This window comes from Pseudomonas chlororaphis subsp. aurantiaca (assembly GCF_013466605.1).
In the GTDB taxonomy this organism is placed as follows: domain Bacteria; phylum Pseudomonadota; class Gammaproteobacteria; order Pseudomonadales; family Pseudomonadaceae; genus Aquipseudomonas; species Aquipseudomonas chlororaphis_I.
Genome location: NZ_CP059162.1, coordinates 5864395 through 5887040 on the forward strand (window position 1 = coordinate 5864395; position 22646 = coordinate 5887040).

20 protein-coding genes and 1 pseudogene are annotated in these 22646 nt (G+C 56.7%); 13 read left to right on the plus strand and 8 right to left on the minus strand.

All coding sequences use genetic code 11. The annotated features are described in order from the left end of the window. Positions 1–5: 5 nt before the first annotated feature. The 11 genes from H0I86_RS26805 (at position 6) to H0I86_RS26860 (ending at position 13989) form a co-directional block, all read left to right on the plus strand. Complete coding sequence (locus tag H0I86_RS26805; protein ID WP_180922795.1) at positions 6–1580, plus strand: acyl-CoA ligase (AMP-forming), exosortase A system-associated; 1575 nt, start codon at positions 6–8, stop codon at positions 1578–1580. A gap of 4 nt (positions 1581–1584) precedes the next feature. Next, positions 1585–2622 (plus strand): beta-ketoacyl-[acyl-carrier-protein] synthase family protein, encoded by a 1038-nt coding sequence (locus tag H0I86_RS26810; RefSeq protein ID WP_180922796.1) that lies wholly within the window; start codon positions 1585–1587, stop codon positions 2620–2622. Next, positions 2609–5641, plus strand: coding sequence for a citrate/2-methylcitrate synthase (locus H0I86_RS31965; protein ID WP_219637302.1), 3033 nt, complete (start codon positions 2609–2611; stop codon positions 5639–5641). Before H0I86_RS26810 ends, H0I86_RS31965 begins: the two co-directional genes overlap by 14 nt. A gap of 69 nt (positions 5642–5710) precedes the next feature. Beyond that, positions 5711–6373: a class I SAM-dependent methyltransferase gene (locus H0I86_RS26825; RefSeq protein ID WP_180922797.1), complete on the plus strand. Its 663-nt coding sequence runs from the start codon at positions 5711–5713 to the stop codon at positions 6371–6373. A 22-nt stretch (positions 6374–6395) separates the two neighbouring features. Beyond that, a complete protein-coding gene (locus tag H0I86_RS26830; protein WP_180922798.1) occupies positions 6396–7457 on the plus strand; it encodes a TauD/TfdA family dioxygenase in 1062 nt (353 codons plus the stop codon). Positions 7458–7459: 2 nt separating this feature from the next. Further along, positions 7460–8452 carry an ATP-binding cassette domain-containing protein gene (locus H0I86_RS26835; RefSeq protein WP_180922799.1) on the plus strand — a complete coding sequence of 331 codons (993 nt, stop codon included), beginning with the start codon at positions 7460–7462 and terminating at the stop codon, positions 8450–8452. Next, the gene (locus H0I86_RS26840; RefSeq protein ID WP_180922800.1) at positions 8445–9533 is read left to right on the plus strand and encodes an ABC transporter permease; all 1089 of its coding nucleotides are present in this window, start codon (positions 8445–8447) and stop codon (positions 9531–9533) included. The genes H0I86_RS26835 and H0I86_RS26840 overlap by 8 nt, the downstream gene beginning before the upstream one ends. A gap of 27 nt (positions 9534–9560) precedes the next feature. Beyond that, on the plus strand, positions 9561–10094 hold the full coding sequence (locus H0I86_RS26845; protein WP_180922801.1) for a permease: 534 nt from the start codon (positions 9561–9563) through the stop codon (positions 10092–10094). Positions 10095–10106: 12 nt separating this feature from the next. After that, the gene (locus tag H0I86_RS26850) at positions 10107–11522 is read left to right on the plus strand and encodes an FAD-binding oxidoreductase (RefSeq protein ID WP_258019370.1); all 1416 of its coding nucleotides are present in this window, start codon (positions 10107–10109) and stop codon (positions 11520–11522) included. 114 nt (positions 11523–11636) lie between these two features. Then, positions 11637–12578 carry a nuclear transport factor 2 family protein gene (locus H0I86_RS26855; protein WP_180922802.1) on the plus strand — a complete coding sequence of 314 codons (942 nt, stop codon included), beginning with the start codon at positions 11637–11639 and terminating at the stop codon, positions 12576–12578. A 191-nt stretch (positions 12579–12769) separates the two neighbouring features. Then, a protein-coding gene (locus H0I86_RS26860; protein WP_373369379.1) for an IS3 family transposase occupies positions 12770–13989 on the plus strand; the annotation gives its coding sequence in 2 pieces (ribosomal slippage) (positions 12770–13115 and positions 13115–13989; 1221 coding nt in all). A gap of 351 nt (positions 13990–14340) precedes the next feature. Here the strand turns inward: H0I86_RS26860 and H0I86_RS26865 are convergent. From H0I86_RS26865 to H0I86_RS26890, 6 genes are all read right to left on the minus strand, one after another. After that, positions 14341–14565, minus strand: coding sequence for a hypothetical protein (locus tag H0I86_RS26865; RefSeq protein ID WP_180922804.1), 225 nt, complete (start codon positions 14563–14565; stop codon positions 14341–14343). A 217-nt stretch (positions 14566–14782) separates the two neighbouring features. Then, a complete protein-coding gene (locus H0I86_RS26870) occupies positions 14783–15928 on the minus strand; it encodes an FAD-binding oxidoreductase (RefSeq protein ID WP_180922805.1) in 1146 nt (381 codons plus the stop codon). Beyond that, the gene (locus H0I86_RS26875) at positions 15909–16778 is read right to left on the minus strand and encodes a sugar phosphate isomerase/epimerase family protein (protein WP_180922806.1); all 870 of its coding nucleotides are present in this window, start codon (positions 16776–16778) and stop codon (positions 15909–15911) included. The genes H0I86_RS26870 and H0I86_RS26875 overlap by 20 nt, the downstream gene beginning before the upstream one ends. 23 nt (positions 16779–16801) lie before the next feature. Further along, positions 16802–17827, minus strand: a complete 1026-nt coding sequence (locus H0I86_RS26880; RefSeq protein ID WP_180922807.1) for a LeuA family protein — start codon at positions 17825–17827, stop codon at positions 16802–16804. Next, entirely contained in the window at positions 17824–18150 is a 327-nt protein-coding gene (locus H0I86_RS26885) for a hypothetical protein (RefSeq protein WP_180922808.1), read from the minus strand. The genes H0I86_RS26880 and H0I86_RS26885 overlap by 4 nt, the downstream gene beginning before the upstream one ends. Further along, complete coding sequence (locus tag H0I86_RS26890; RefSeq protein ID WP_180922809.1) at positions 18147–18893, minus strand: AzlC family ABC transporter permease; 747 nt, start codon at positions 18891–18893, stop codon at positions 18147–18149. Before H0I86_RS26890 ends, H0I86_RS26885 begins: the two co-directional genes overlap by 4 nt. Positions 18894–19693: 800 nt before the next feature. Between H0I86_RS26890 and H0I86_RS26895 the strand changes: the two genes are divergently transcribed. Beyond that, positions 19694–20443, plus strand: coding sequence for an alpha/beta fold hydrolase (locus H0I86_RS26895; RefSeq protein WP_180922810.1), 750 nt, complete (start codon positions 19694–19696; stop codon positions 20441–20443). Here H0I86_RS26895 and H0I86_RS26900 read toward each other — a convergent pair. Next, positions 20444–21334: pseudogene (locus H0I86_RS26900) on the minus strand (IS3 family transposase); the annotation flags it as partial. Between the two features lie 148 nt (positions 21335–21482). Between H0I86_RS26900 and H0I86_RS26905 the strand changes: the two are divergent. Then, the gene (locus H0I86_RS26905) at positions 21483–21830 is read left to right on the plus strand and encodes a phosphoribulokinase (protein WP_258019371.1); all 348 of its coding nucleotides are present in this window, start codon (positions 21483–21485) and stop codon (positions 21828–21830) included. A gap of 360 nt (positions 21831–22190) precedes the next feature. Here the strand turns inward: H0I86_RS26905 and H0I86_RS26910 are convergent, their stop codons facing one another. Continuing rightward, positions 22191–22646 carry a TetR family transcriptional regulator gene (locus tag H0I86_RS26910; RefSeq protein WP_180922811.1) on the minus strand — a complete coding sequence of 152 codons (456 nt, stop codon included), beginning with the start codon at positions 22644–22646 and terminating at the stop codon, positions 22191–22193.

The window sequence follows — 22646 nt, forward strand, 5'->3', positions numbered from 1 at the left end:
CCAGTATGAGCGCCCAGATCAGTGTGTACGAGCTTTTGCTCGACAGCGCGCAAACACACGCCAGCCGCCCGGCGTTCAGGCAGGCCAGCGGGGACGTAACGTATGCCGCCTTGCTGCACGATGTGCAATGTACAGCGCGCAAGCTGGTGCACAGCGGTATACAACCTGGTGAACGCATCGCCGTGTATGCCGGCAAACACTATGACACCGTGGTCATGTTCCTGGCGATCAATGCGATGGGCGCCGTGCTTGTGCCCATCAACCCCCAGCTCAAGGCACCTCAGGTGCGTCATATTCTGCTCGACAGCGGGGCCTGCCTGTTTGTCAGCACCGGCTCGCGACTCAAGCGTCACGCCGCCGTATACCAGGATCTGCCCATCACCCCCTGGGCGCTGGAGGAGAAGGCGTTGCAGGCGCTGGACTCGCCCCCATCTTCAGCCCCTTTCAGCCGGACAACGACCGCCACCGACAACGATCCAGCCGTCATTTTGTACACCTCAGGCTCCACGGGTCGTCCCAAAGGGGTCGTGCTATCAGAGCGCAACCTGGTTGCGGGCGCCCATAGCGTCGCCGACTACCTGAGCCTGCAGTGCGATGATGTCATTCTGGGGGTATTGCCCTTGAGCTTTGATGCCGGCCTGAGCCAGTTAACCACGGCGCTGGCCTGCGGCGCCTGCTATGTACCGCTGGACTTCCTGCAAGCCAGTGAAGTGCCGCGTTGCTGTCAGGCGCATGGCGTCACCACGATTACCGGCGTGCCTCCATTGTGGGTGCAACTGGCCTCAGTGCCCTGGCCATCGCAGACCGCCGCCCGCATCCGCCGCTTTGCCAATACCGGTGGGCACATGCCGGCGCCGCTGCTGGCCCGACTGCAACAGACCTTCCCCGAGGCGCAGCCTTTTCTGATGTACGGGTTGACCGAAGCCTTTCGTTCCACCTATCTGCCGCCCAGCGCCGTCGCCACACACCCGGACTCCATCGGCAAGGCCGTTCCCAATGCCGCCATCCATGTGGTGCGCGCTGACGGCACGGAATGTGATCCCGGCGAACACGGTGAGCTGGTACACCGCGGCGCCTTTGTCACGCTCGGCTACTGGAATGCGCCCGAGCTGACCGCTCAACGCTTCCGTCCATGGCCAGGAGCCAACCCGCAAGTTTCGCGCACGGAAATAGCCGTCTGGTCGGGCGACATCGTCTATCGCGACCAGGACGATTATTTGTACTTCGTGGCCCGCCAGGATGACCTGATCAAGACCTCGGGTTACCGCGTCAGTCCTACCGAGATTGAGGAGGTGCTGTTTGCGGTCGATCAGGTCATCGAGGCCGCCGCCTATGGCGTTGCGCACCCGCAGCACGGCCAAGCCATCGTGATCAGCGTCGTGACCGCCCCCGACCAGCCCATCACAGCGCAGGCCCTGATCGGATTGTGCCGGGAACAGCTGCCAACCTACATGGTGCCGTTGCATGTGTCGTTCCATGACACGCCTTTGCCGCGCAACCCCAACGGCAAAATCGACCGCCAACAACTGAAGCAGCGTTTTTCAGCGTTTTTCTCAGCCGCCCCTACCGCCACGGAATGACATCATGCTGCACATTCGCGCGACTGCCTCTTGCGTTCCCGACGCCATGACTTTCAGGGCCGTACAGGCTCAGGAAAAAAACATGGGTTATGGCCACCTGCTGTACAAGGCGGCGGCCTTCGCCCTGCCCCGCGGCAGAGGCAAACTGCATAGCGAAGAAGAGCAACGACTCTTACCCAGCGCCAGCATCGCACTGCCCGTCGCGCTGGCCTCGCAAAGCGCCGCCGACATGGCGCTGGCCGCCGTCGCGCAACTGCAGCGACAGGTACCGGATGCCCTGGCCACGGTGACTCACATCGTGGTGACCAATGCTGCGCTCAACCAACGCATCAATGAGTCGGTTGCCGGCCGCATCCAGCACAGCCTCAAGGCCCACCAGGCCTTGCCGTTTGCCATCGGCCAGTCGGGCACGGCCGGGGTGTTCAATGCCCTGATGATCATTGAGGCACTGGTTAAGCAAAACGCCAGGGTTCTGCTGGTGGCTTCGGACAAATGGCTGTATCCGTTTTTTCGCAGTTGGGGGGACCTGGTGGCTTTCGGTGATGGAGCCGCCGCCATACTGCTGGACGGGGATGACGCGACGGTTTCCAGCCAGGGAATGATCCATGCCTGCGCCATGCATTATGGTCCTGCTATCGATAATCCTTGGCAACTCTCGCCTGCGGCGCTGGCAGACAAGCTTCATCCGCTGGCGGTGAACGCCATCCGGGCAGTTCTGGATCGTTGTGGCTACACATCTGGCGATATTGACTGGGTGTTGCCTGCCGGCTTTAGCGACAGCTTTACCCTAGGTGTCAGCCACGCACTGGGCATGACGGCCGAGCAGCACTTCAAACCGAACGTTTGTGCTCATCAGTCCAGCGCCGGCCCTCTACTCGCGCTGCAACACCTGCAGACCTCTCTACCTGCCGGTCAGACGGCCACCGCCTTGCTCTGGGACGCAGCCCTGTGCGGCAGCGCCGGCGCCATGGTGGTCAAGCTCAAGGGCTGCGCTGCCGCGGCCACCGCCCAACTCTCAGGAAAACACCATGTCAGCCTATAAAGTCAGCTTGCGCGAACTTCGCTTTTTCTTGTGGGAGCTGCATGAAACCGACCAGCAGTTTCTCACCAAGGCGCCCTTCGCCCCCGTGAATCGCGCCGACTATGATGCCTTGCTGGAACGGGCTCGTGCATTCGCCTATGAACTCGGCCAGGCCTATCAAGCGTCTGACCGCCAGGGCTGTCGCTTGCTGGAAGACGGCAGTGTGCAGATTCCGGCGCCATTTCACCGGCTCTGGCAACGCTTCAAAGAAGACTGGGTCAATGTGTTGAGCCCTGACAGCCAGGCGCAAGCAGTACCATTGCCGCCATTGATCCGACAGGCCATCCAGGAAATGTTCATGGGTGCCAACCCAGCATTCATGACCTATGGCGGTTTCAATTTACCCGCGATCAAGCTGCTGCAACTGCATGGCAGCGCGCTACAGAAAACCGCCTACCTGAGCAAATTGCAATCTTACGACTGGGATGCCTGTTTCTGCGCCACCGAGGAGCAGGCTGGCAGCGATCTGACAGCTGTTGCCACCCGCGCCACCCCGCTTGAGAACGGAGAGTATTCAGTTACGGGCGAAAAGGTTTATATCTCAGCCGGCATGCACAGCCTGACCGAAAACACCCTGTATTTTGTCTTGGGCCGGATCAACAACACGACCTCGACCGCTTACTCCCTCTCCTGCCTGCTGGTGCCGCGCTTGTGGCCGAATCCACATACCGGAAAACTCGAAGACAACCATGTCGAATGCTCGTCGCTGCTGCAAAAGATGGGGCTGAAGGGATGCGCCAATACCCAACTGCTCTTTGGTCGACGCGGTACCACGCGCGCCGTGCTGCTCGGCGATCGTAAAAACGCCGGCCTGCTGCAATTAGTCCCCCTGATGAACCAGGCGCGAATGAGCACGGCCATCATCGGCCTGGGGCTGTCATCCAGTGCCTACCTTCATGCCGTCGATTTTGCCGGCAAGCGCCTGCAGGGCCGCGCAATCGAATGTGCCTCCGATGCCAGCGCCCCACAGGTACCTATCATCGAACACGGGGATGTGCAGCGCATGCTGCTGGAGATGAAAGCGCGCGTCGAAGGGTGCCGGGGGGTGCTCGGAAAGCTGACCGGCGCCTCGACCCAGGCGCTTGTTCTGGAAGCAACCTCGCCCCGTGACGAAGCCCAGATCGAAAAATATCGCAAACTGGTGCAGCTGTTGACGCCGGTATGCAAAGCGTTTGTTTCCGATCAGGCCTGGAGGATCTGCGAACTGGCGATACAGGTCCACGGGGGGGTTGGTTATACCGATGCCTACCCGGTCGAGCAAAATGCACGTGACGTCAAGATTCTCTCGATCTGGGAAGGCACCAACTATATCCAGGCCCAGGATCTGGTGCGAGATAAGCTCGGATTTGGCCGAAACTCGCGCCTGATCAAATACCTTCGCGAAGAGCTCAATGCCTTTATGAGCCGCGCGCAAGATGTCCAAGCGTCACTCAAGGAGATGTTTTGCTTGTTGGAACAGGCCATGAGTGCCGTCGAAACAGCGCTCGCCCATATCGGCGAGCATGTACGGGCCGGGCGCATGCAGCAAACCAGCCAGTTTTATACCCGCTTTCTGGAAATGATTGGCCTGACAGTCAGCGCCTGGACCCTGCTGGAATCGGCCTGCGTGGCCGAGCAACAGCTCAGTCGGCAACCGGATCCTGCGCAAGCCGCTTTTTATCGCGGCAAGGTCAAGACTGCATTGTACTTTTTTGCCAACCTCCTGCCCGTCGTCCAACAGCATGAACAGGTCATCGAAAATCTATTGCGAGCCAGCCAGCGCATTGCCCTGGATGAATTGGTGCAAGCCGAGCCGCAACCTGACGACCCGAGCTTGCCTGCGATCACCACGTCAGCGGCGCCAAGGAAACTATTTGCCGCGGTGCCTACGCTTTATCGCGGCACCAACATCGACGGCGCCACGATTGAACCCCAGGAAGGGCTATGGGTCAGGGGGTACAACCTCAACCAACTGATCGGTACGTGCGATTTCGCCACCGCCTTGTGGCTGGCGTGGTTTGGCCAGCGACCTACCCCGGCGCAAAGCCAGGCGGTGGATGCCGTTTTGGCGCAGATCGCCCATCACCTGGGGCAGGCACCGACCTTGTGCAGCGCCATCGACGCGGTAGCGGCCAACGGAGGCGCCCTGGTACAAGCCGCCGCCTGCGGATTTCTCGGCGATCTGAACGCACTGAACAGCCTTGCCGCTGACGAAGCGAAGGCCCGCGGCTTGCCGGCGAATCCGGATTTTATTCAAGGACTGGTCTGTGTGGCCTGTGCGCCACACTTCCTGCAGGCGGCGCTCGGGGCGGCGCCCCTTGTAGGGCATGGCGCCACCCAAGGTGCACGGATGGCCATGGCCATGGGCATGAACCCCCACGATGGGCTGGCGATTCGCGTGGTCGATGCACTGTTGGTCGCCTGGCACGCCGGCTTTGGCTATATCACGCCTACCGTGCTTGTCCCGCGCACCGTCATCGGCACCGGCGTCAGCATCGCTCAAGCGATCGCGGCCGGCTTCATGGCGAGCGGTCCCAAACATGTCGGGGCAGCAGAACAGGCGTTCGTCTGGCTGGAAAAAATCAGTCCACACGCCAGTCACACCGATATACGCCAAGCCGTCGACGAGGCGCTGGATCAACCCGGCAGCCTGTTGTTCGGCTTCGGCCACCCGCTGTTTGTCGAGGATCCCCGGGTGCCACACATTCGGGCGTTGTTCGCCGACTGGAGCTTTGCCGGCCGCTACCTGGAAACCTTCGATGTCGTCTGCGCCCAAGCCATGGCCCGCAAGGGACTGCGCCCCAATATCGACTTCATCACCGCCGCCGCGCTGCTCGACCTGGGCGTGAAGGAGGCCCGGTGGGGCGTAGGTCTGGGGCTATGCGCGCGGGTGATAGCCATGGTCGCCCATGCGATCGAACGACGGGACCGTCCAGCCTTTGGGGTGAACAGCAAAGCAGCGCGCAGGTTTCTGGCCGCCGTGCCTGTGGGCTGGTTGTAGACCTGCATGACTGTCCGAGGCAATGGAATCACCGCATCTGCTTACCTATCCAATGAGGGAACAACGACCATGCTACTGAAGAATCTACGCCCTGCCGCCGACTATGATCGCTTCGCCGCCCTGGCGCTGGAACCTTGGGATGCGTTGTTCATTAGCCGCATTCGCCAACTGGCTCGCGACATGACGCCAGGCGTATTGGTGGATATAGGTACCGCCACGGCCGTGGTGCCCGCTCGTCTGGCGTCCGATCCGCTGTTTGCGCACTGGCGCTTTATGGGTGTTGATCTGGATGAGTCCATGCTCGACGGCGGCCGACCGCGGATCGAAGCATTGGGCCTGAGTTCTGTGATTGAACTCAAGGTGGGCGACGCTCAAGCATTGCCCTTTGCCGACAATAGCTACGCGATGGTGGTCGGCCGTGCCACCTTGCACCACTTGCCGGACAAGGTGAAAAGCCTGAGCGAAATGTACCGTGTCCTGCAGCCCGGAGGCGTCGCCCTGGTGCACGACATGCGCCGCGACGTTTCGCCCGAACTGCTCGACAGCTTTACCAAGATGCGCGCCAGCGTCGGTTATCCGCCCACTCATGTAGAGGAAAAGGTCACGCTGCACGAGGCCCGCGAGTTGGTTATCGAGGCCGGTCTGGCGCAGTGCGCCGTGGTGACCAGCCCCGCCTCAGGGCTGGGCGCCTTGGGCTTCGAAATCCTGATCAAAAAACCATTACTGGCTTGATGTTCAACCGCGGAGAATGACCATGGATCCACGCACAGATCTGGCACGACATTACCAACAGATGCTGGGCTCTACCCAAGTGCAATGCAGCTTTCTGCCGACCGGGCGCATGCCACTGGTCATTACACCGCTCGACAGCACCTTGCGCGATGACCGCGCCGCCTTCGCGTCCTGGTATGAGCGCCACAGGTCGGTGTTTGACACGCTCTTGTTAGAATTCGGGAGCCTGCTGTTTCGAGGGTTTGCCTTGCGCGACACCGCCGACTTTCAAAGGATTGCGCAGTGTTATCCCGAACATGCGTTCGGTTACATCGGCGGGGCGACACCCCGCAAAAACATCGAGGGCAAAGTATACGAATCCACGCGCATGCCCCCCAGTCTCAAAATTGGCTTGCACCAGGAAAAAGCCTACATGGCGAACTACCCGCTGAAGCTGGCGTTCTTTTGCCGTCAGCCTAGCCCGCAGGGAGGCGAGACGGTTCTTTGCGACATGCGTGCCGTCACCCGCCGTTTGCCAGTGTCCTTGCTGGAGCGTTTTAGTGAGGCGCGCATCCGCTACGTGCGTAATTTCCGCGCCCCGACCACGCCCCAAAACGAACCACGCAACAGCCTCATGCGCGAATACCATCGCCCTTGGGATGAAGTGTTCCTGACCCAGGATCCGCTCCAGGTGGAACAGCTTTGCCGCGACAACCAGCTTGAATACACGTGGCTGGAGGACGGCAGTATCACCGTCTCGCATACAGGAGCGGCCGTCCTGGCGCATCCGGTCACCGGCGAGGCAATCTGGTTCAACCAGATGTCCACGCAACACAACAATGCCCGTTCGCTCGGCAAGCTGGGTTATGAATACATTCGGCGCGCCTTTGAAGACAAGCCGGCCCGGCCCTATGAGGTGCAACTGGGCGACGGGACGCCGATTGCGACGCGCGAGCTTGAACCTGTGTACGACGCCTTGGAGGCGCACGAGGTGGCCTTTGCGTGGAGCCGCGGCGACTTGCTGTTGATCGATAATATCGCCGTCGCCCATGGCCGCAATCCTTTCACCGGCACCCGCGATGTGCAAGTCGCGTTGTTTGATTGAACATGAACAAGCCACTTCTGTTGACTGAGCAAACCGGCGGCGCGGAGCCGGCGTCAAGGTCACCGTTTGACCTCGACAACCGACAGCCGTACGCGGCGAGCGTGCGCCTGCTGCGGGTCACCTCCGGCCGCTTTTGTCTTGAAGTACGGGACCTGTATGTGCGCCGCGCTCGGGTCACCGCCATCGTGGGTCCCAACGGTGCCGGCAAGACCACCTTAATCGAAGCTCTGCTGGGATTGCGCCCGGCCCTTCTGGAGGACGCACAACTGCTGGGCGTGCCGGCCGCGCAGTTTCACAGTAGCATTCGGCACCGCCAGCGGCTGGGGGTGCAATTGCAGGGGGTCGAGTACACGGACGCCTCGAGCGTCAGCGAAATCCTGGCCTTGCACCGAGCCCTATACCGCCAGCAAGACGCTACCGTGGCGGAAGCGCTCGGCATCGATGAACTGGGGGCTCTCCCCTACTCGGCGCTATCGCGCGGACAGAAACAGCGCTTGGACTTGTTCATGGCCTTGGCCCACCGTCCGGACATCGCAGTGCTCGACGAACCCTTTACCGGCCTGGATCGAGCCTTTATCGAACGTGTCATGCACTTGCTACGCCACGAACTCGCCGGCTTGACCATCCTCATGATCTGTCACTCCGCGGAAGAGCTGGAGACTGCCAGCGACGTGGTCTGGGTTTGCCGGGGCAGGGTTGAGTTTTCTGGCGACAAGGAGACGCTCAAAAGCCAACTGGTCGGCGCCTTCCAGGCCCACCTGCAACTGGATAATGTGGCTCAGCTGGACACCCTTTATCAGCAGCTCAAAAATGACAGCGCCACGCTGCGCCTGGTGCGGCCCTGCGATACGCAACTGCGTATTTATGGCACACAACAACTGGACCAATCGATCCGGGCTCTGGTCGGGAAGTTTGCCTTTCGCCATTTCAGCTTCGGGCCCACCCACTACCTCGACATGCTGTACCTGTGTGCGCAGGGGAGACAGGATGTTTAGCGTATTGGCGCTGTTGACGCGTAACGAGTTGCTGGGTTTTGTGCGCAGCAAGTCGGCGCTATTTTGGGCTTTGGCTTTTCCAGTACTGCTGCTGACGGTGATGTTGATGGCTTTCGGGCAGCGGGCCTCGCTGGGGGTGGTGAATATCGAACTGGTCTCTGGTCCCTCAGATCCACCCGAAAGCCACTGCCAGGCGGCAATCAAGCAAGCCTTTGCTGCGGGCAATCCCGTCCAGGGCCGTTTTACCAGCGCAAGCGTAAGCACTACCGTGCCGATCAATACCGTCAGGGTCGTTGGCGCGGTGGGTGCCGCCCCCCTGTCCATTCAGTTTGATTTTAAAGGTCCGCTGCCAGTGCGTGCCGCCGCGCATATGATCGAGATGGCGGCGCTACGGTGTTCCGCGGCTCGGCAGGGCATTGTGGCGGCAGACCTTGTCCGGTTTGAGGACATGCCCTCGGGGGCGCCCGCTTTCGATTACGGACTGTTTTTTACCACCGGCATCCTCGTCATCGTGCTGATGTCCATGGGCATCATGTCTACCGCGCTATCGATCGCCAGCTTGCGTGAGCACAATGCGCTCAAAGTGTATGCCTGCTTTCCCGTGCCCAAGCTGGTTTTTCTGGCCTCGATTCTGTTGTCGAGAGTCGTGATGATGGGGCTTTCCGCGAGCACCCTGCTGCTGGTAGCGCGCTATGGGTATGGCATACAGATTCCGCTGTGGACGATCCAGACCCTGCACGCTTTGCCGGTCATCCTGCTGGGCGGCGCCATGTTGCTGGGTATGGGGCTGTTACTTGCCAGCCGCGCCAGTTCGGTGAAAGAAACCGAGCTGCTGTGCCACTTGGTTCATTACCCGGCCCTGTTCTTTGGCAATCTGACCATTACCCTGGCGGAGGCGCCCAGCTGGATCAGACATCTGCTCAGCGTGATGCCCATCAACCAGTTTGTCGATGTCTTGCGCCAGGTCTGGCTCGACGGTGCTTCGCTGCCTTCGGTATCGCTGTCTTTGCTGAGCATGGTCGGCTGGACAACGCTTTTTATCACCGCTGCCACCTTACTGTTTCGTTGGCACAAGTCTTAGCCCCTTCCTCACCCAAAGGATGTAACCATGTCAGTCAGCCGTCTGTGTCGTGCCTATTGGTCAAATGTCTGTGCCTTCATTCCGGTCATCGTTTTCCTGGCCTATGGCCGTTTCGGCTTTGGCGAGGCCGCCGGACGCTGGGAAACGGCCTATCTGGTCGGTGGTTTTCTCGGACTTGGGCATCTGTTCTGGTTGCGCAAGCATCGCCCGGGGCACTGGATTGCCTTGGGGGTTGATCTGTATTTGCTGATCGGTGCGCTACTGGCGGTGCTATCGACATCGGCCCTACAGGCTTGGGGGCAGAGTCTTGGTGCAGCGCCCGTGCTGGCATGCACACTCGTGGTTGGCCTGGGCGCGAACGGGTGGTTATCTCTGGGCCTGTCCGGCCACGCACTCGATTCGGCGCCTCGACAATGCTCGCCTATGCTGCTGATGACCAATAGCTTGGCGGTGATCGTCGCATTGTTTTTTCGCCATAGCCTACTGATCGGCGGCGTCCTTCCCATTCTCGCCCTGGTGCTGATGCGCAGTCAGATGCTCAAACGCCAGGCGGCTCAATAGAGGAGACCCATTGTGTCCGGATCTGTATCACAACAGGGCTTCCTGACCGAGGTGAGCGATCGCCTGGGACAGTCCGCCGTCCTGACGGGCGTCGCCTGTGCCCCCTATGAAAGCGATATCGCCAACGGCCGGGGATGCGCCGCTGCGGTTATTCTCCCGGCCAGTACCGAGGCGGTGAGCGAGCTTATGCGCATTGCCGTACACCATGGCATCAGGCTCATCGTCCAAGGCAGTCGTAGCGGCCTGGTCGGCAGCGCCATTCCCGACAACTCCGGCACTCAAGTGGTCGTATGCCTCTCGCGTTTGCATCGTATCCGCGAGATCGACCCTGTTAACCGAACGGTTATCGTCGAAGCGGGCACGCTCTTGTCAGAGCTCAACCGCCAGCTGCAACAGCATGAGCTGTATTTTCCTGTTGATATCGGCAGCGATCCAACGATCGGAGGACTGCTGGGCGCCAATGCCGGTGGCAGCCGCTTGCTCAAGCATGGCGATGTGCGCCATAACGTCCTGGGCGTTGAGGTGGTATTGGCCGATGAACACGGCACGGTAGTTCAGTCGCTGGCCCCTTTGCGCAAGAACAACTCGGGCCTTGATCTAAAGCAGCTGTTTATCGGAACCGGCGGTGCCTTCGGAATCATTACCGTCGTCACGCTTGAACTCAAGTGCCGCGATCAGTCGACGCAAAGCCTGTTTATGGCTTTGCCCAATCAGGCAGCGGCGCTGGACGTACTCCAGGCCTTCGAGCGAGACTTCGGTGACATGCTGTGCGCTTTTGAAGTCATTTCACAGTCGGCGATCGCCATCACCTTGCGCAACTTCCCCACCCTGCGTCATCCACTCGCGCAATCGACAGCCGACTGTTATGCCTTGGTCGAGATCGCCAGCAGCATGCCTGGCTTGCAGGCAATTTTTGCCCAGCGAACGGAACAGTTGCTGGAATCCCTCTATCGCGAGGCGAAGGTGGTGGATGCGACCTTCAGCCACCCGGAAACCTTTTGGCCGTTACGCGACAATCTGCCCTTGGCGATCGCACAAGAGGGCATTCCCCTTTCGTTTGACATCGCCTTTTCACGCTCGCGGTTGGTGGCCTTTTGCGAAGAAGCCGCTCAATGGCTGCGACGCGAGCATCCGCTGTTGCAACTGTATGAGTTTGGCCACTTTGCCGACGGTGGCTGCCATCTGATTGTGTTGCTGCCCCACGCCCATGTGGCTCAGTACGGAATCGCGAAGATCGTGGCGCTACGCAGCGCCATATATCAACGGGTGGCCGAACATCAAGGCTGTTTCAGTGCCGAGCATGGCGTGGGTCCCGTCAACGCCGCTTATTATCGCAAGTACACCCCCCCCAAGGTGCAGGAACTCAGTCGCGCCATCCAGCAGTTGATGGATCCCCAAGCACTGTTGGGACGCTACCGCTACACCTGAAACGACATTGGCTGAACAGGGAAGGGGCGCCGCTGCGTGTACCGTATTCGCAAAATAGCTACACCATGACCAACACATCGACAGATTGCGTCGAACATTTTTCAAGGAGCTTGCATGAAATCAATTTGGGCATTTGGCTTTGCGGGTCTGCTGGGATCACTTCCTCTTTCATCCTACGCAGGGAGTGCTGTCCCCTATCCGGATATCGCCGATATTTCCCATGCCGAGCCGGAGACGGCCAGGCTTTTCAAATCATTCTTTGCATTCAAGAGCCAGAAGAACATCGATAAGACCATGGCTTATTTTTCTTCCCGCTTGCTCACTTATACCGATGCTACTTTTGGCTGGAACCAGGACAGTCCTGATGCCATAAGAAAGGTCTTACCTCACGCAGGCCAAGGGATCTCCTACCCGACTCGGATTCTAGGCGGTTCAATCCGCGGAGCGGGCAGCGCTGTGGTGGAGTTCACGGACACTCCTGAATTGTTCGGCGGAGAATTGAGAATTGTCGGTGCTGTCGACTTTAAAGACGGCAAGATTATTCGCTGGATCGATTATTGGGATAGCAGCAGTTACAACGAGGAACGTTATCATCAATTTCGCAAGTCAGAAGACCAGTTTCCGACCGATTTTAAAGAGTCAGGCATCCCCCAGAACGCCAGCAAACGAATACATGACATCTCGCGCAGGTTACAAAGCGCTTTGGCCAAAGGTGACGCACCCACAGCCGCAGCCCTTTTTAGCAACGATGCCGTGTTCGAGGACTTGGCTGTCCGTACGCAAATACGAGGGCAAGCGGCCATTGAACGCTATTTTGACCGTATTCGATCCGCCGCGCCTTACGCGATGGAATCCCGACTGCGCCATATTGTGGGTAGCGACCTGGGTGGTGGCTTTGAATGGTATGGTCGCGCATCCACTGGGGTAACAACGGGGATTATGGCACTCACCCTCGATCAGAACGGCAAGATTAGCAGGGCGGCGTCGATGTATGACGGCAGATTACTTGGAAAATCCAAAGCCAGTGATCTCAGGTCTTTAGCCGCAGAACTTTGAGTAGCGGCACACTGAGAATTGGCGGCTTTTTCTCGGTCGTCATGGCGATGAAAATCATTCCAGGGCCTTGTGCGACGGGTTCAACCACCGACACTGGAAAGCGTCCATGCTTTTTAGTCAGTGAACGAGCCCCATGAAAGACAGGACACTGTTTCCCCCTTACGATAAGGGATAGGCAAACGGTTATGTTTATGACTAACAGCAACGATAAGAGTGGGGAGCTTTTGGGCCAGGAGCGGCGGCGCCGCTGGAGCCCAGAGCAAAAGCTGGCCATGGTTCGCGAGAGCCTTGAGCCAGGACAAAGTGTGTCGGTCGTCGCTCGGCGCAACGGCATCAATGCCAATCAGCTGTTCTTGTGGCGCAAGCTGTATCAGGACGGCAGCCTGTCGGCGGTCAGTGCTGGCGAAGCCGTGGTGCCTGCCTCCGAGCTGAGCGATGCGCTCAAGCAGATCCGTGAACTGCAACGGATGCTGGGCAAGAAAACGATGGAAGCCGAAATCCTCAAAGAGGCCGTGGAGATCGCCCGGTCGCGAAAATGGATTGCGCACTCACCCTTGTTGCCGGGGGACGACCAGTGAAGCTGGTCAGCGAATGTCTCGGTGTGGCGCGCTCGCAATTAACGGTTCGAATCAAGCAATCGGTATCGCCCAAAGTACGGCGAAGTAGGCCTGTGGACGATGCTGCGCTGGTGGTCGAAATCCAGCAACAGGTCAGCGAGCTTCCCAGCTATGGCTACCGTCGTGTCTGGGGATTGCTGCGTCGCGCCCGTGAAACCCAGTCGCTGTCGGCGATCAACGTGAAACGAGTTTACCGGGTCATGCGTGATCACAACTTGCTGTTGGAACGTCGACTCAAACAGCCCGGCGTGCCGCGTCGGCACGAAGGCCGTATTGCGGTGAAAACCAGCGATACGCGTTGGTGCTCGGACGGCTTTGAGTTCCGCTGCGAGGACGGGGCCAAACTGAGCGTGACCTTCGCCCTGGACTGCTGTGATCGCGAGGCCATCGGCTGGGTCGCGAGCCCGACCGGGTACAGCGGCGATGATATCCGCGACTTGATGCTGGAAAGCGTGGAGAAGCGCTTTGGTGATCAACTGCCCGTCACGCCGGTGCAATGGCTAAGCGACAACGGCTCGGCGTACACCGCCGAACAGACACGCCTGTTTGCTCGACAGATCGGCTTGCAGCCGGTGACCACCCCGGTGCGCAGCCCGCAGAGCAACGGCATGGCCGAGAGCTTCATGAAGACGATCAAGCGTGACTACGTGGCGCACATGCCCAAGCCGGATCGAGAAACGGCGTTGCGTAACTTGGCAATTGCCTTCGAGCATTACAACGAGCAGCATCCGCACAGCGCCTTGAATTACCGTTCACCAAGGGAGTTCAGGCGCTTGGCGCCAGCATCAATTTAACGGGGAGTTGGTGTCCGGTTTTGTAGGGGCAAGTCCAGTCAGTGCTCTGCCTATTCATCTGAGGGCATCACCAGGCTAACGAGGTAATCTACATTTTTTCGCCACACAATGTCGGCAGAAGTGAATCAGCGCCCCCTACTCGGCCAATACCTGAGTATAACCGTTGCGCCAGCAAACCTCCAAGTTCTGAGCCAGAGCCAATGGGAGCACTACCAGAGCGTTACGTGTTGCGAAGCGCAAGCTCACTGTTGCGGTAGTCGTGAGAGGCGGTGCGAACGCGTTCATAGTCGGCGCCAGCACCCAGAAGCCGAGGTAGGCATCAGGGCAAACTGTGTCCTCGTTCTGTTCGCCCTACCCCGACCGCTCGATAAGCTCTGACACCGCCGTCGCCAGCGCACGGGCTAGCTCATCATGACGCTGTTGAGCTGCCATCACACTCAAACAGGCCTGGTGTTCTTGAGGGCTCCCTTTGGCCAATCCAACGTGCACATCGACGGCCTCAAACCAGCCTTGCATTGCCATTTTCTTAGCCTGAGTCAAAGGTATGAGCGGCTCGACATCGATCATCAACGCCATGCGAAAGAATCCTTGGTACGATCAACTATTGTCAGGCGCATACACAGTGTGCCTGCCGTCCTCTGAGGCGCGGGCGCCATTGAACGAACCGTCCTCAATCCCCGTTTAACTGCCAGTTATTCGACAGTGGTTTAACAAGGTAGTTGAATCCGGCTGCGCGCCAGTTCCCTGGTCCGAGAAGGTGCCGGGCAGGTCTGTGAAGCCGCGGGGCAGTCGATCATGTATGGCAGTAAAATGCGTCCGAATGAAACTGGGCTACCGGCAGCTCGCAAGTCGTTGTAAATTCGCGAAACGCCTCTTGGATCATGGCGGGAGAACCGCAGGCATAGACATCGAAGTCTTTCAGACATCCAATCGTGTTTTTGGCACAATCCTGGACATACCCCATTCCACTTTTCCAGCGATCATCTGCCACGGCTCTTGACCATACCGGGGTGAAGCAAAAATGCTCATATCGACTTTCCAGATCTCGGATCACCTCTAGAAAATACAAGTCTTGCGGACATCTTGCGCCCCAGTAAAGATGAATCCTTTTATCGCTTTTGATCAATCCGCACGTAAGCATGGCCTGAATAGGTGCCAGCCCTGTTCCCGTGGCCATAAAAAGCAAATCGCGCCCTGAGCTTTCGTCCAGGATGAAGTCTCCTTGGGGGCCCTTGATCCAGAGCACATCATTGAGCTTGATCACATCCTTTAATCGCTCAGAAAATACACCACCTTGGCGATAGCGGATATGCAGTTCAATAAAACCGTCTCGTTGCGGTACATTGGCGATGGAGTAGGATCGAAAAATATTTTCGCCCGCCTCCACATCGATATATTGACCCGGCGATGCCGCCATCCGGCTATGCCGGGAGAGCTTTAACCGCACAATGAATACGGAACCTCTTCTCTCCTTATAAATAACCACCACCCCCTCTTTGGGATGTTGTTGTGACGTTGCGCCGTAAGCAGTGCCGGCTGAGCAAATGATGTCGCTTCGGGCAATCGCACAGCAGGGCAGAAAATAATTATCACTGACTTCGCGTTCAGTGAGACACACCGTGGAACCAACCAGATAATCGATATCGCCGGATATCAATTTCAACTTGCAAACTCGACAGACACCAGCCACACACCCTTTCTGCAGACTGACGTTATGCTGCTGGGCCGCTTCCAGTATCGTTTGTGCTTCGCTTGTGGAAAAACTGACATTCTGGGGTTCGAGAAGAATGTTATGTCCCATATTTTTACTCTGCGTAGGATACGCCGCGTTCATCAATAGAATGTCCCCAAGGGGGGCCGCGATAACAAAAGCGTGATGCCACGCCAGCCCCGCTGTTTGCCTATGGGCCCGGCGTAACTCAATGGGGGCATGGGGCATTGGTTTTCAACCGGTCGATGTACTCCCGGCCCGCAGTGACAAAATCTTCAGGCGCATACCCACCACCAGACTCTTCAATAATGAAGTTTCCCTGGTAACCCTGCGCATGCATGAACTGAAGAACTTGGTGAAAATCGAAGTTGCCAGATCCAAGCGGAATATGAATATGCTTGCCATCGACCACATCGTTAAAATGCGCATTCCTGATATCCGGAAGAATGTTCTTGAGTTTTTCCAGATAGTCCGCAGACGAAAGGTGATGATAAAACGCGTGAAAATGCACCAGATCCAGCGTCAAGAAAACATTACTGTGCCGGCAGAGCTGATCATGCTGCTCATCGAGCAGGACAATGTATTTTTCCCGATCGGGGCCGGTGTTTTCCAAAAGAATGTCCACGTGGTGCCGGGCCGCAACAGCGGACAACGCATCAAGTGACTTGGCCAGTTGCCCGAACTCAAAGTAACTGAGACCCTGCTGATCCAGCTCGACATAGCCGGGATGAATCGTAATGAACCTGGCGCCAATCTCGGCAGCCCTGGCAATGTATTTACCCAGATAGTCCACGGCGCTGAGCCGGGTGACCTCATCGCCGTTGGAGATATCCGTATCGATGCCAATATAGGGCGCATGGGTCGAATAATGAACCCCGGTTGCTTCCCGCACAGCGTTCAGCCTGTCGCGCTGTTGGCGCCACTGCTGCTCATCGGAATCAATCAACAGCCTGAGGTCTTTCTCGAATTCGATTTCTATCGCAGGAAAGTGTTCAGAAAGATATTCAACCAGCTGTGCAATGTTCGCCGGGTTGTCAAAAATGTTGGTAGAAAAACCAATGTGTTGAAACAGACTCATTTAAACGCTCCTTGAAAAATGGCTTAAAGATCGGCACTGCATTGCTTCAGCTTGCGACTGGATAACCTGTTAATGTGGAATCCTCTTTGCATACCCAGGCTCTCCGGATTGATGAACTCGTACGTTTCCGGATGTTTGAGGATTGCGCTCTGGTGTATGCCGGCACAGGTCAAAAACGCATTTGCGCCAATGATCGGTTTGTTGGTGTTAGGCTCCCTGCCCAGGATCTGGTAAAAGAAACGGCACAGGTCGACGATGTCTTTGAGTGCGGGAATGGTATCCATCTGGCCCTTATAGCCTTCGCAATGCGACAGGATCGCCACCACTTCTTCAAACGAGGCATTGCCACACCGCTCACCGATCCCGCCGAGGGTGACCTGCACTTCATGCACTCCCGCATCAATGGCGCAGATGGTGTTCGCAACCGCCATTCCCAAATCATTATGAAAGTGCGTCGAAAAACGAACGTCCGGGTACGCGCGGATAAAAGTCGAGAAAAATGCATAGGAGCTGGATGGGGTCATCGCCCCGACGGTATCGGCCAGGCAGATATCCTTAATGCCGTGCTTGATCAGCCGCTGGATTTGCTCATGCAATAAGGTTTCGCTGCCCCGGGTCGAATCTTCCAGAATCGCGTAGATATTCCCGGCATATTGCGCGTCCCTGATCGCGGCCAGAGAGTTGTCCAACAGAGCGCCCGCCTCGAAAGCGCTCATGCCCATTTTCTTGTTCAGATGTATTTCCGAACCGATGCACAGAAGATTGAGGGTCGATTGACGGAATTTGCTTAAAGCCTTAACAGCCAACTGGATATCCACTTCATGGAGTCGGCACAACGCAGCAACGTTTTGATCACCGGCGGTATCAATGGCCTGTTCAAAAAGACTTTGGCTGTCTTGATCAGCCGTAACCATGCCGAGCTCAATGACGGCAATATTCAACTGAGAAAGTTTTTGCAGGAGCGTGAGTTTTTGTTGAGTGGTGAGCAAATAGCCGATGCCTTGCTCACCGTCCCTCATGGTCGTGTCAAAAAAGCGAATATTTTTCATGAAGTTATCACCCTTGCGAAAATGTAAACCGACATCGAAACAAACAGACTGATCAGAATTGATCCGGTACCTCTACAGGTAAAGAACGCGATTGCGATGGTAAACAACGCGAGCACGAACTGTATGTTTATCCCGCTGACCAACTGAGCCAGCGTGGCACTGCCAAATGCGACATTAAAAATAATGCTGCCCATGATTAAACACACGGCATATTCAATGGACTTGGCCATCAAGCCAGATGACGCGAGCTGCATCTTTTGCGATAAAAAGGGAAATATTTTCAGGCCGTAGCTCACCAGAGCAATAAATAATAGGGCAATCATGCTGCGCCTCGCTTTTCTACATCCAAGGAAATCCGTGCCAGAACAATGCCGCAGATAACAGGCAAACCGACGGTAAACCATAAACTGTCAACACCATTGAGCAGAGGTGCACATATACCACCGACCAGGGTGGCAATTACCGTGAGCCGATTTCCCACGTTCTTGGCCACCAATGCCGTGAAATGGATGGGCAGTATCATGGTGATGAACGTTTCCCATGAAGTATAGTTAACGTAATCGGAGAGTAGATACCCGGAAATTGTAGCGGCGACGGCCATTACATAACTGGGAACACAAACACCCAGATAATAATAAAACTGTGACTTCCCATCCTTGAGTCGGGAAGATTGTAAATGAGCATGAGTAACGGCAAACGTGCTCGCGCTAAACATCAGCATCGCGATAAAAACTTTTAGCCTCGACACGTTTAAAAAGTACTGGTTCGATACCAGCGACATGAAAAGAAATCTGAAGTTGATCAACAGGGTCAATATCACTCCCGCCACAATATGATTATTTGTAATGGCATCGACACTGGACACCTGCAAGGGGGCTGCGAAGATCAGCAGCGTGCCGAGCAGCGCGCTAATAAAATGAACACCTTTTTCGTGGTACAGTGCCCCCAACGAAGAAAATACGAAAAGAAAGGAAACCGCCACAGGCATGGCATCGACGACGCCCTGCCTAGCGTACCCATTAAGTCTTAACTTGATCTGCGAACCGGGCATGCGAGTTATTTGCACCATTCACTCCTTATGCCGACCCAAACGAGTTCAAGGCATCAAAATATCTAAATTAAAGTTTAAGTTTGCGCATATCGGCTGAGCGAACGAATACCCACGGAGCAAAATTCGCCCACACGACCCTTCACTCCGCAACTGCAAATAATTTAGTCCAGGTGGCGCGCCAGATATACTAAAATTTTATTTAAGCTCGTAGAGCTGTCGAGCCCGCAAAGTGACATGAAACAAAACTGGCATGCAACTGGCCGTCGTGCCATGCAACTTTGCTAAACGCACACTGCCGATATCGACAGCGGGCTGGTTGATTAAGCGCCAGCTGCGTGGCCGGGACAACTCAAAAAGCACGAAGCCCTGTCTAGAAATTAAATAACCGTACAGTTCACTTCGTTCGGCCACCCGGAAAACCCTGTCTAAAGATTAAGTTTTTTTCACCCCGCATCGTCACCCGCGGTAAGCGAATTCGCCCTGCCTGCAGGAGCGGTCATATAGCGTCCAATATACGGGGCAACCGTTAACGGTGTCCGCTGAGGATTTTCATGGGTGTTGTTCCCGATGTTTGCGTTGGCTATAACCAGTGTATTACTTTTACTGTCTTGCGCATTTGCTCTTGTTCACAATGGCAAGCGTTGTCAGTCGTACCGAAGAGACTGCCGAAGATACGCTTAAGTACAGAATTGCAACTGCCTTGGGCAACATGAAAAACCATACGAACGGAGGCCACGGAATGGCTAAACCGCTCCTGATCGATAACGCTCCATATTCCGCAGCACTGCTCCTCAGCCAAATGTTAGGAGTTCCTCATGCACAAACGGAAAAATCTGGTCATCCTGCCGGGCTGGAGCAACGATAGTGATACCTTGTGGCAATATCAGATTCAGCCTCTGACTGACTTCTACGACATTCAAACCCTGGTCATTTCCAGTGAAACCACGGCCGCTGGCATGGCCAAAGAAGTGTTACGGCGGGCGTCGAATAAATTCATCTTGCTGGGGCATTCCTTGGGTGGATATATCGCACAACATGTCGCCCTTCAGGCGCCTGAGCGTGTCGAAAGCCTGATTCTGGTGTCCACCTTTCCAGGTACCCTTTCCGAAGAACAACGAACATTTTTCAAACAAGGCATGCTTGCGCCTTTACTTGAAGGCTCTATCGCCGAGCATTGGCCGGCCCTAAACCGGGCCTGTATTGCCCCTGCGCGAACCGAGGACGAAGCGCTGTTAGCCCTGCTGGTCGCAGGCCAGAAGCTTTCCCGGGAAGAGCTTATCAACCAGACGAATGTGCTGAAAGGCGCACGCGACATTTCCGACAAGTTATCGGCAATCAACGTACCTACGCTCATCATCTATGGCCGCCAAGATCAGTTGTTTACAATGTCCATGCAAGAGCAGTTGTTCGACAAGCTGTCCAACTGCACCGTCAACATTATTGAGAACTGTGGGCATATGCCATCGCTAGAGCAACCGGAGATGACCACCAAGATCTTGAAAACCTGGCTAAGACCACATCAATGCCTCGGCGTTTTTCAAGGTAGTTGTCGCGTCACCGTCTAACTATGCAGCTCGTTTCTCGACCTGTTGCTCTCGATCCGGGTTCAACAACACGGTACCGATTGGCTCCCAGTTACGCGTCCGACCTGACCAGCGCTCAGGTTTGTTCTCCTTGGCTCGCTCGTACAGCTCATGGCGCCGAGCCAAAACCTGATGATCCAGTCCTCTATGCCGCTCGGCCGGCGTGACGAACCGGATACGGCTATGCCGGTGCTCATTGTTGTACCAACGCATGAAATCCCTCACCCAAGCTCGTGCCGCGTCCAAACTGGCAAAACCATCCAGCGGCCATTGCGGGCAGTATTTCAGCGTTCTAAACAGCGACTCCGAGTAAGGATTGTCGTTGCTGACCCGTGGTCGTCCCCGCGACGGCGTGATGCCCAAGTCATGCATTTTACTCAACAGCGTCAGCGATTTCATCGGTGCACCATTGTCCGAGTGCAACACCAGTGGCTCGTGCAAACACTGCTCGCTGACCACGCTACGTTGCAGTAGTGCCGCAGCCTTCTCGCCGCTTTCTTCTTCGTATACCTCCCAGCCCACGGCCTTGCGGCTGTAAATATCCTCGATCAGGTACAGGTAGTAGTACTTGCCTCGTACCGGCGACGGACAATATGTGATGTCCCACGACCACACCTGATTCGGCCCTTTGGCGGCGTGCGTCGTCGGTGCTGCGTGGCGCCGGCGGTGCTGGCTACGACCACGATGCTGTTGTTGATCCGCTGCGTGCAGCACCCGGTAAAACGTCGACTCCGACGCCAGATATCGCTGCTGATCGGCCAGCCTCGGCACGATCTGGCTGGGCGGCAAATGGGCGTACACCGGGCTGTTGCACACGCTTAGGGTCGCTTGCCGTTCGATTTCGCTCAGCGCATTGCGCGGCCTGGGCCGAGCCACCGCGCAAACTCACCCTCGCCCAGGTCCTGTTTGAGCGCCAAGAGGCCAAAGCTCTGTCGGGCCGACTCCGGCGCCAAGTGATGTCCCTTCTAAGTTCATCGACGGAACGGGCAATCGCTCTCCATGCCCGAGTACCCGCCGGGCGATGGAACTGCTCGTATCGGACGTAGTTGCCGGACTCCGAACGTACGTAGTGGTTTTAGTGGACGAAGCACCAACGGTCATAGGTCAGCTGCATCTGAGCCTTTCTCTGGAGGCCGGTTACCTGACCGGCGAGAAACCTGTCTCGGCGGAGCTGGTTGAGTCGGTGCTATCGCGGCAACTGGATGACCTGGAGCCGACTCTGACACGTCATGGATACCGTATTAAAGACTTGGTGGAACAGTTCGATGCCAGGCCAACCGAAATCAAAGCGTTGTTCAGCAACATGCTCGACCCGACACGGGCAACGGAGCTACGTGACAAAATGCTGGCCGCGGGATTACCGATTTGAGTTCCCTCAGTTGCAAATAATGTTGGTCGGCCGCGTTGAATTGCAGGTCGGTGCGGATGAATGCAGGTTCATTCGCAATTAATTCCGGTTTGTGGGCTCGGATAGAAGCAATTAATGTCGGTCGAAAAACGCGCTGATTGCAGGTCGGCGGGTTTTCGATTGCAGGTCGCTACACCTACCCGGTCGATCGTTCCCGCCGCTTCCGATTTAACGCCGTTGATTTCTAACTCGTGTAGTTCGATGACAGTAGATGCGGCAGCGACTCATTAATCTCACTCGCCCGCTGCGTCGGCAAACGTGTCAGCAGTTGCTTTAGATAGGTGAGCTCGCCGGACAGTTACTGACGATCCGCCTAGGCATTCATCGAATCGACTTCACCTGACTTCTAGGACTGTTGATCTTAGATAGCAGATCACGGTTCACGCCTTCCAATTGCTTGTTCTCCTTGGCCAGCAGAGCGTTTTGCTCCTGAAGTGCTTTCTTCTCTGTACAAAGCCGCAGATTCACGATGGCTATCCTCTTCAGATCTGCATCTCGCTCAGCCAGTATGTCACGCAGCTCCTTAATCAGCAGATCTGCCCCCTGAAGGGCTTTCTCCTTCTTGACGAGCTTTTCTCGCGACTCCTTGTTGGTCTTTTGACGAATTAACTCTGCAAGGTCTGGATACCGGTTGTGTATCGTCGCATTGCTTATGCCTGCCTCTTCGGCGACGGAGGCGATACTTAGCTTACGACTCAGCTGAACCTGCTTGGGACGCCCCTTGGTAATCCTTGAGATAGCCAACTCGATTGCACGCCTTGTCTGGTCGTTTCCCAT

Bases quoted from the DNA above. Each gene is read 5' to 3' on its own strand.
- H0I86_RS26840 (WP_180922800.1), top strand. From the start codon at position 8,445: ATGTTTAGCGTATTGGCGCTGTTGACGCGTAACGAGTTGCTGGGTTTT.
- H0I86_RS26855 (WP_180922802.1), top strand. From the start codon at position 11,637: ATGAAATCAATTTGGGCATTTGGCTTTGCGGGTCTGCTGGGATCACTT.
- H0I86_RS26885 (WP_180922808.1), bottom strand. From the start codon at position 18,150: ATGATTGCCCTATTATTTATTGCTCTGGTGAGCTACGGCCTGAAAATA.
- H0I86_RS26910 (WP_180922811.1), bottom strand. From the start codon at position 22,646: ATGGGAAACGACCAGACAAGGCGTGCAATCGAGTTGGCTATCTCAAGG.
- H0I86_RS26895 (WP_180922810.1), top strand. From the start codon at position 19,694: ATGCACAAACGGAAAAATCTGGTCATCCTGCCGGGCTGGAGCAACGAT.
- H0I86_RS26805 (WP_180922795.1), top strand. From the start codon at position 6: ATGAGCGCCCAGATCAGTGTGTACGAGCTTTTGCTCGACAGCGCGCAA.
- H0I86_RS26835 (WP_180922799.1), top strand. From the start codon at position 7,460: ATGAACAAGCCACTTCTGTTGACTGAGCAAACCGGCGGCGCGGAGCCG.
- H0I86_RS26845 (WP_180922801.1), top strand. From the start codon at position 9,561: ATGTCAGTCAGCCGTCTGTGTCGTGCCTATTGGTCAAATGTCTGTGCC.
- H0I86_RS26810 (WP_180922796.1), top strand. From the start codon at position 1,585: ATGCTGCACATTCGCGCGACTGCCTCTTGCGTTCCCGACGCCATGACT.
- H0I86_RS26905 (WP_258019371.1), top strand. From the start codon at position 21,483: ATGGAACTGCTCGTATCGGACGTAGTTGCCGGACTCCGAACGTACGTA.
- H0I86_RS26880 (WP_180922807.1), bottom strand. From the start codon at position 17,827: ATGAAAAATATTCGCTTTTTTGACACGACCATGAGGGACGGTGAGCAA.
- H0I86_RS26825 (WP_180922797.1), top strand. From the start codon at position 5,711: ATGCTACTGAAGAATCTACGCCCTGCCGCCGACTATGATCGCTTCGCC.
- H0I86_RS26865 (WP_180922804.1), bottom strand. From the start codon at position 14,565: ATGGCGTTGATGATCGATGTCGAGCCGCTCATACCTTTGACTCAGGCT.
- H0I86_RS31965 (WP_219637302.1), top strand. From the start codon at position 2,609: ATGTCAGCCTATAAAGTCAGCTTGCGCGAACTTCGCTTTTTCTTGTGG.
- H0I86_RS26875 (WP_180922806.1), bottom strand. From the start codon at position 16,778: ATGAGTCTGTTTCAACACATTGGTTTTTCTACCAACATTTTTGACAAC.
- H0I86_RS26870 (WP_180922805.1), bottom strand. From the start codon at position 15,928: ATGCCCCATGCCCCCATTGAGTTACGCCGGGCCCATAGGCAAACAGCG.
- H0I86_RS26830 (WP_180922798.1), top strand. From the start codon at position 6,396: ATGGATCCACGCACAGATCTGGCACGACATTACCAACAGATGCTGGGC.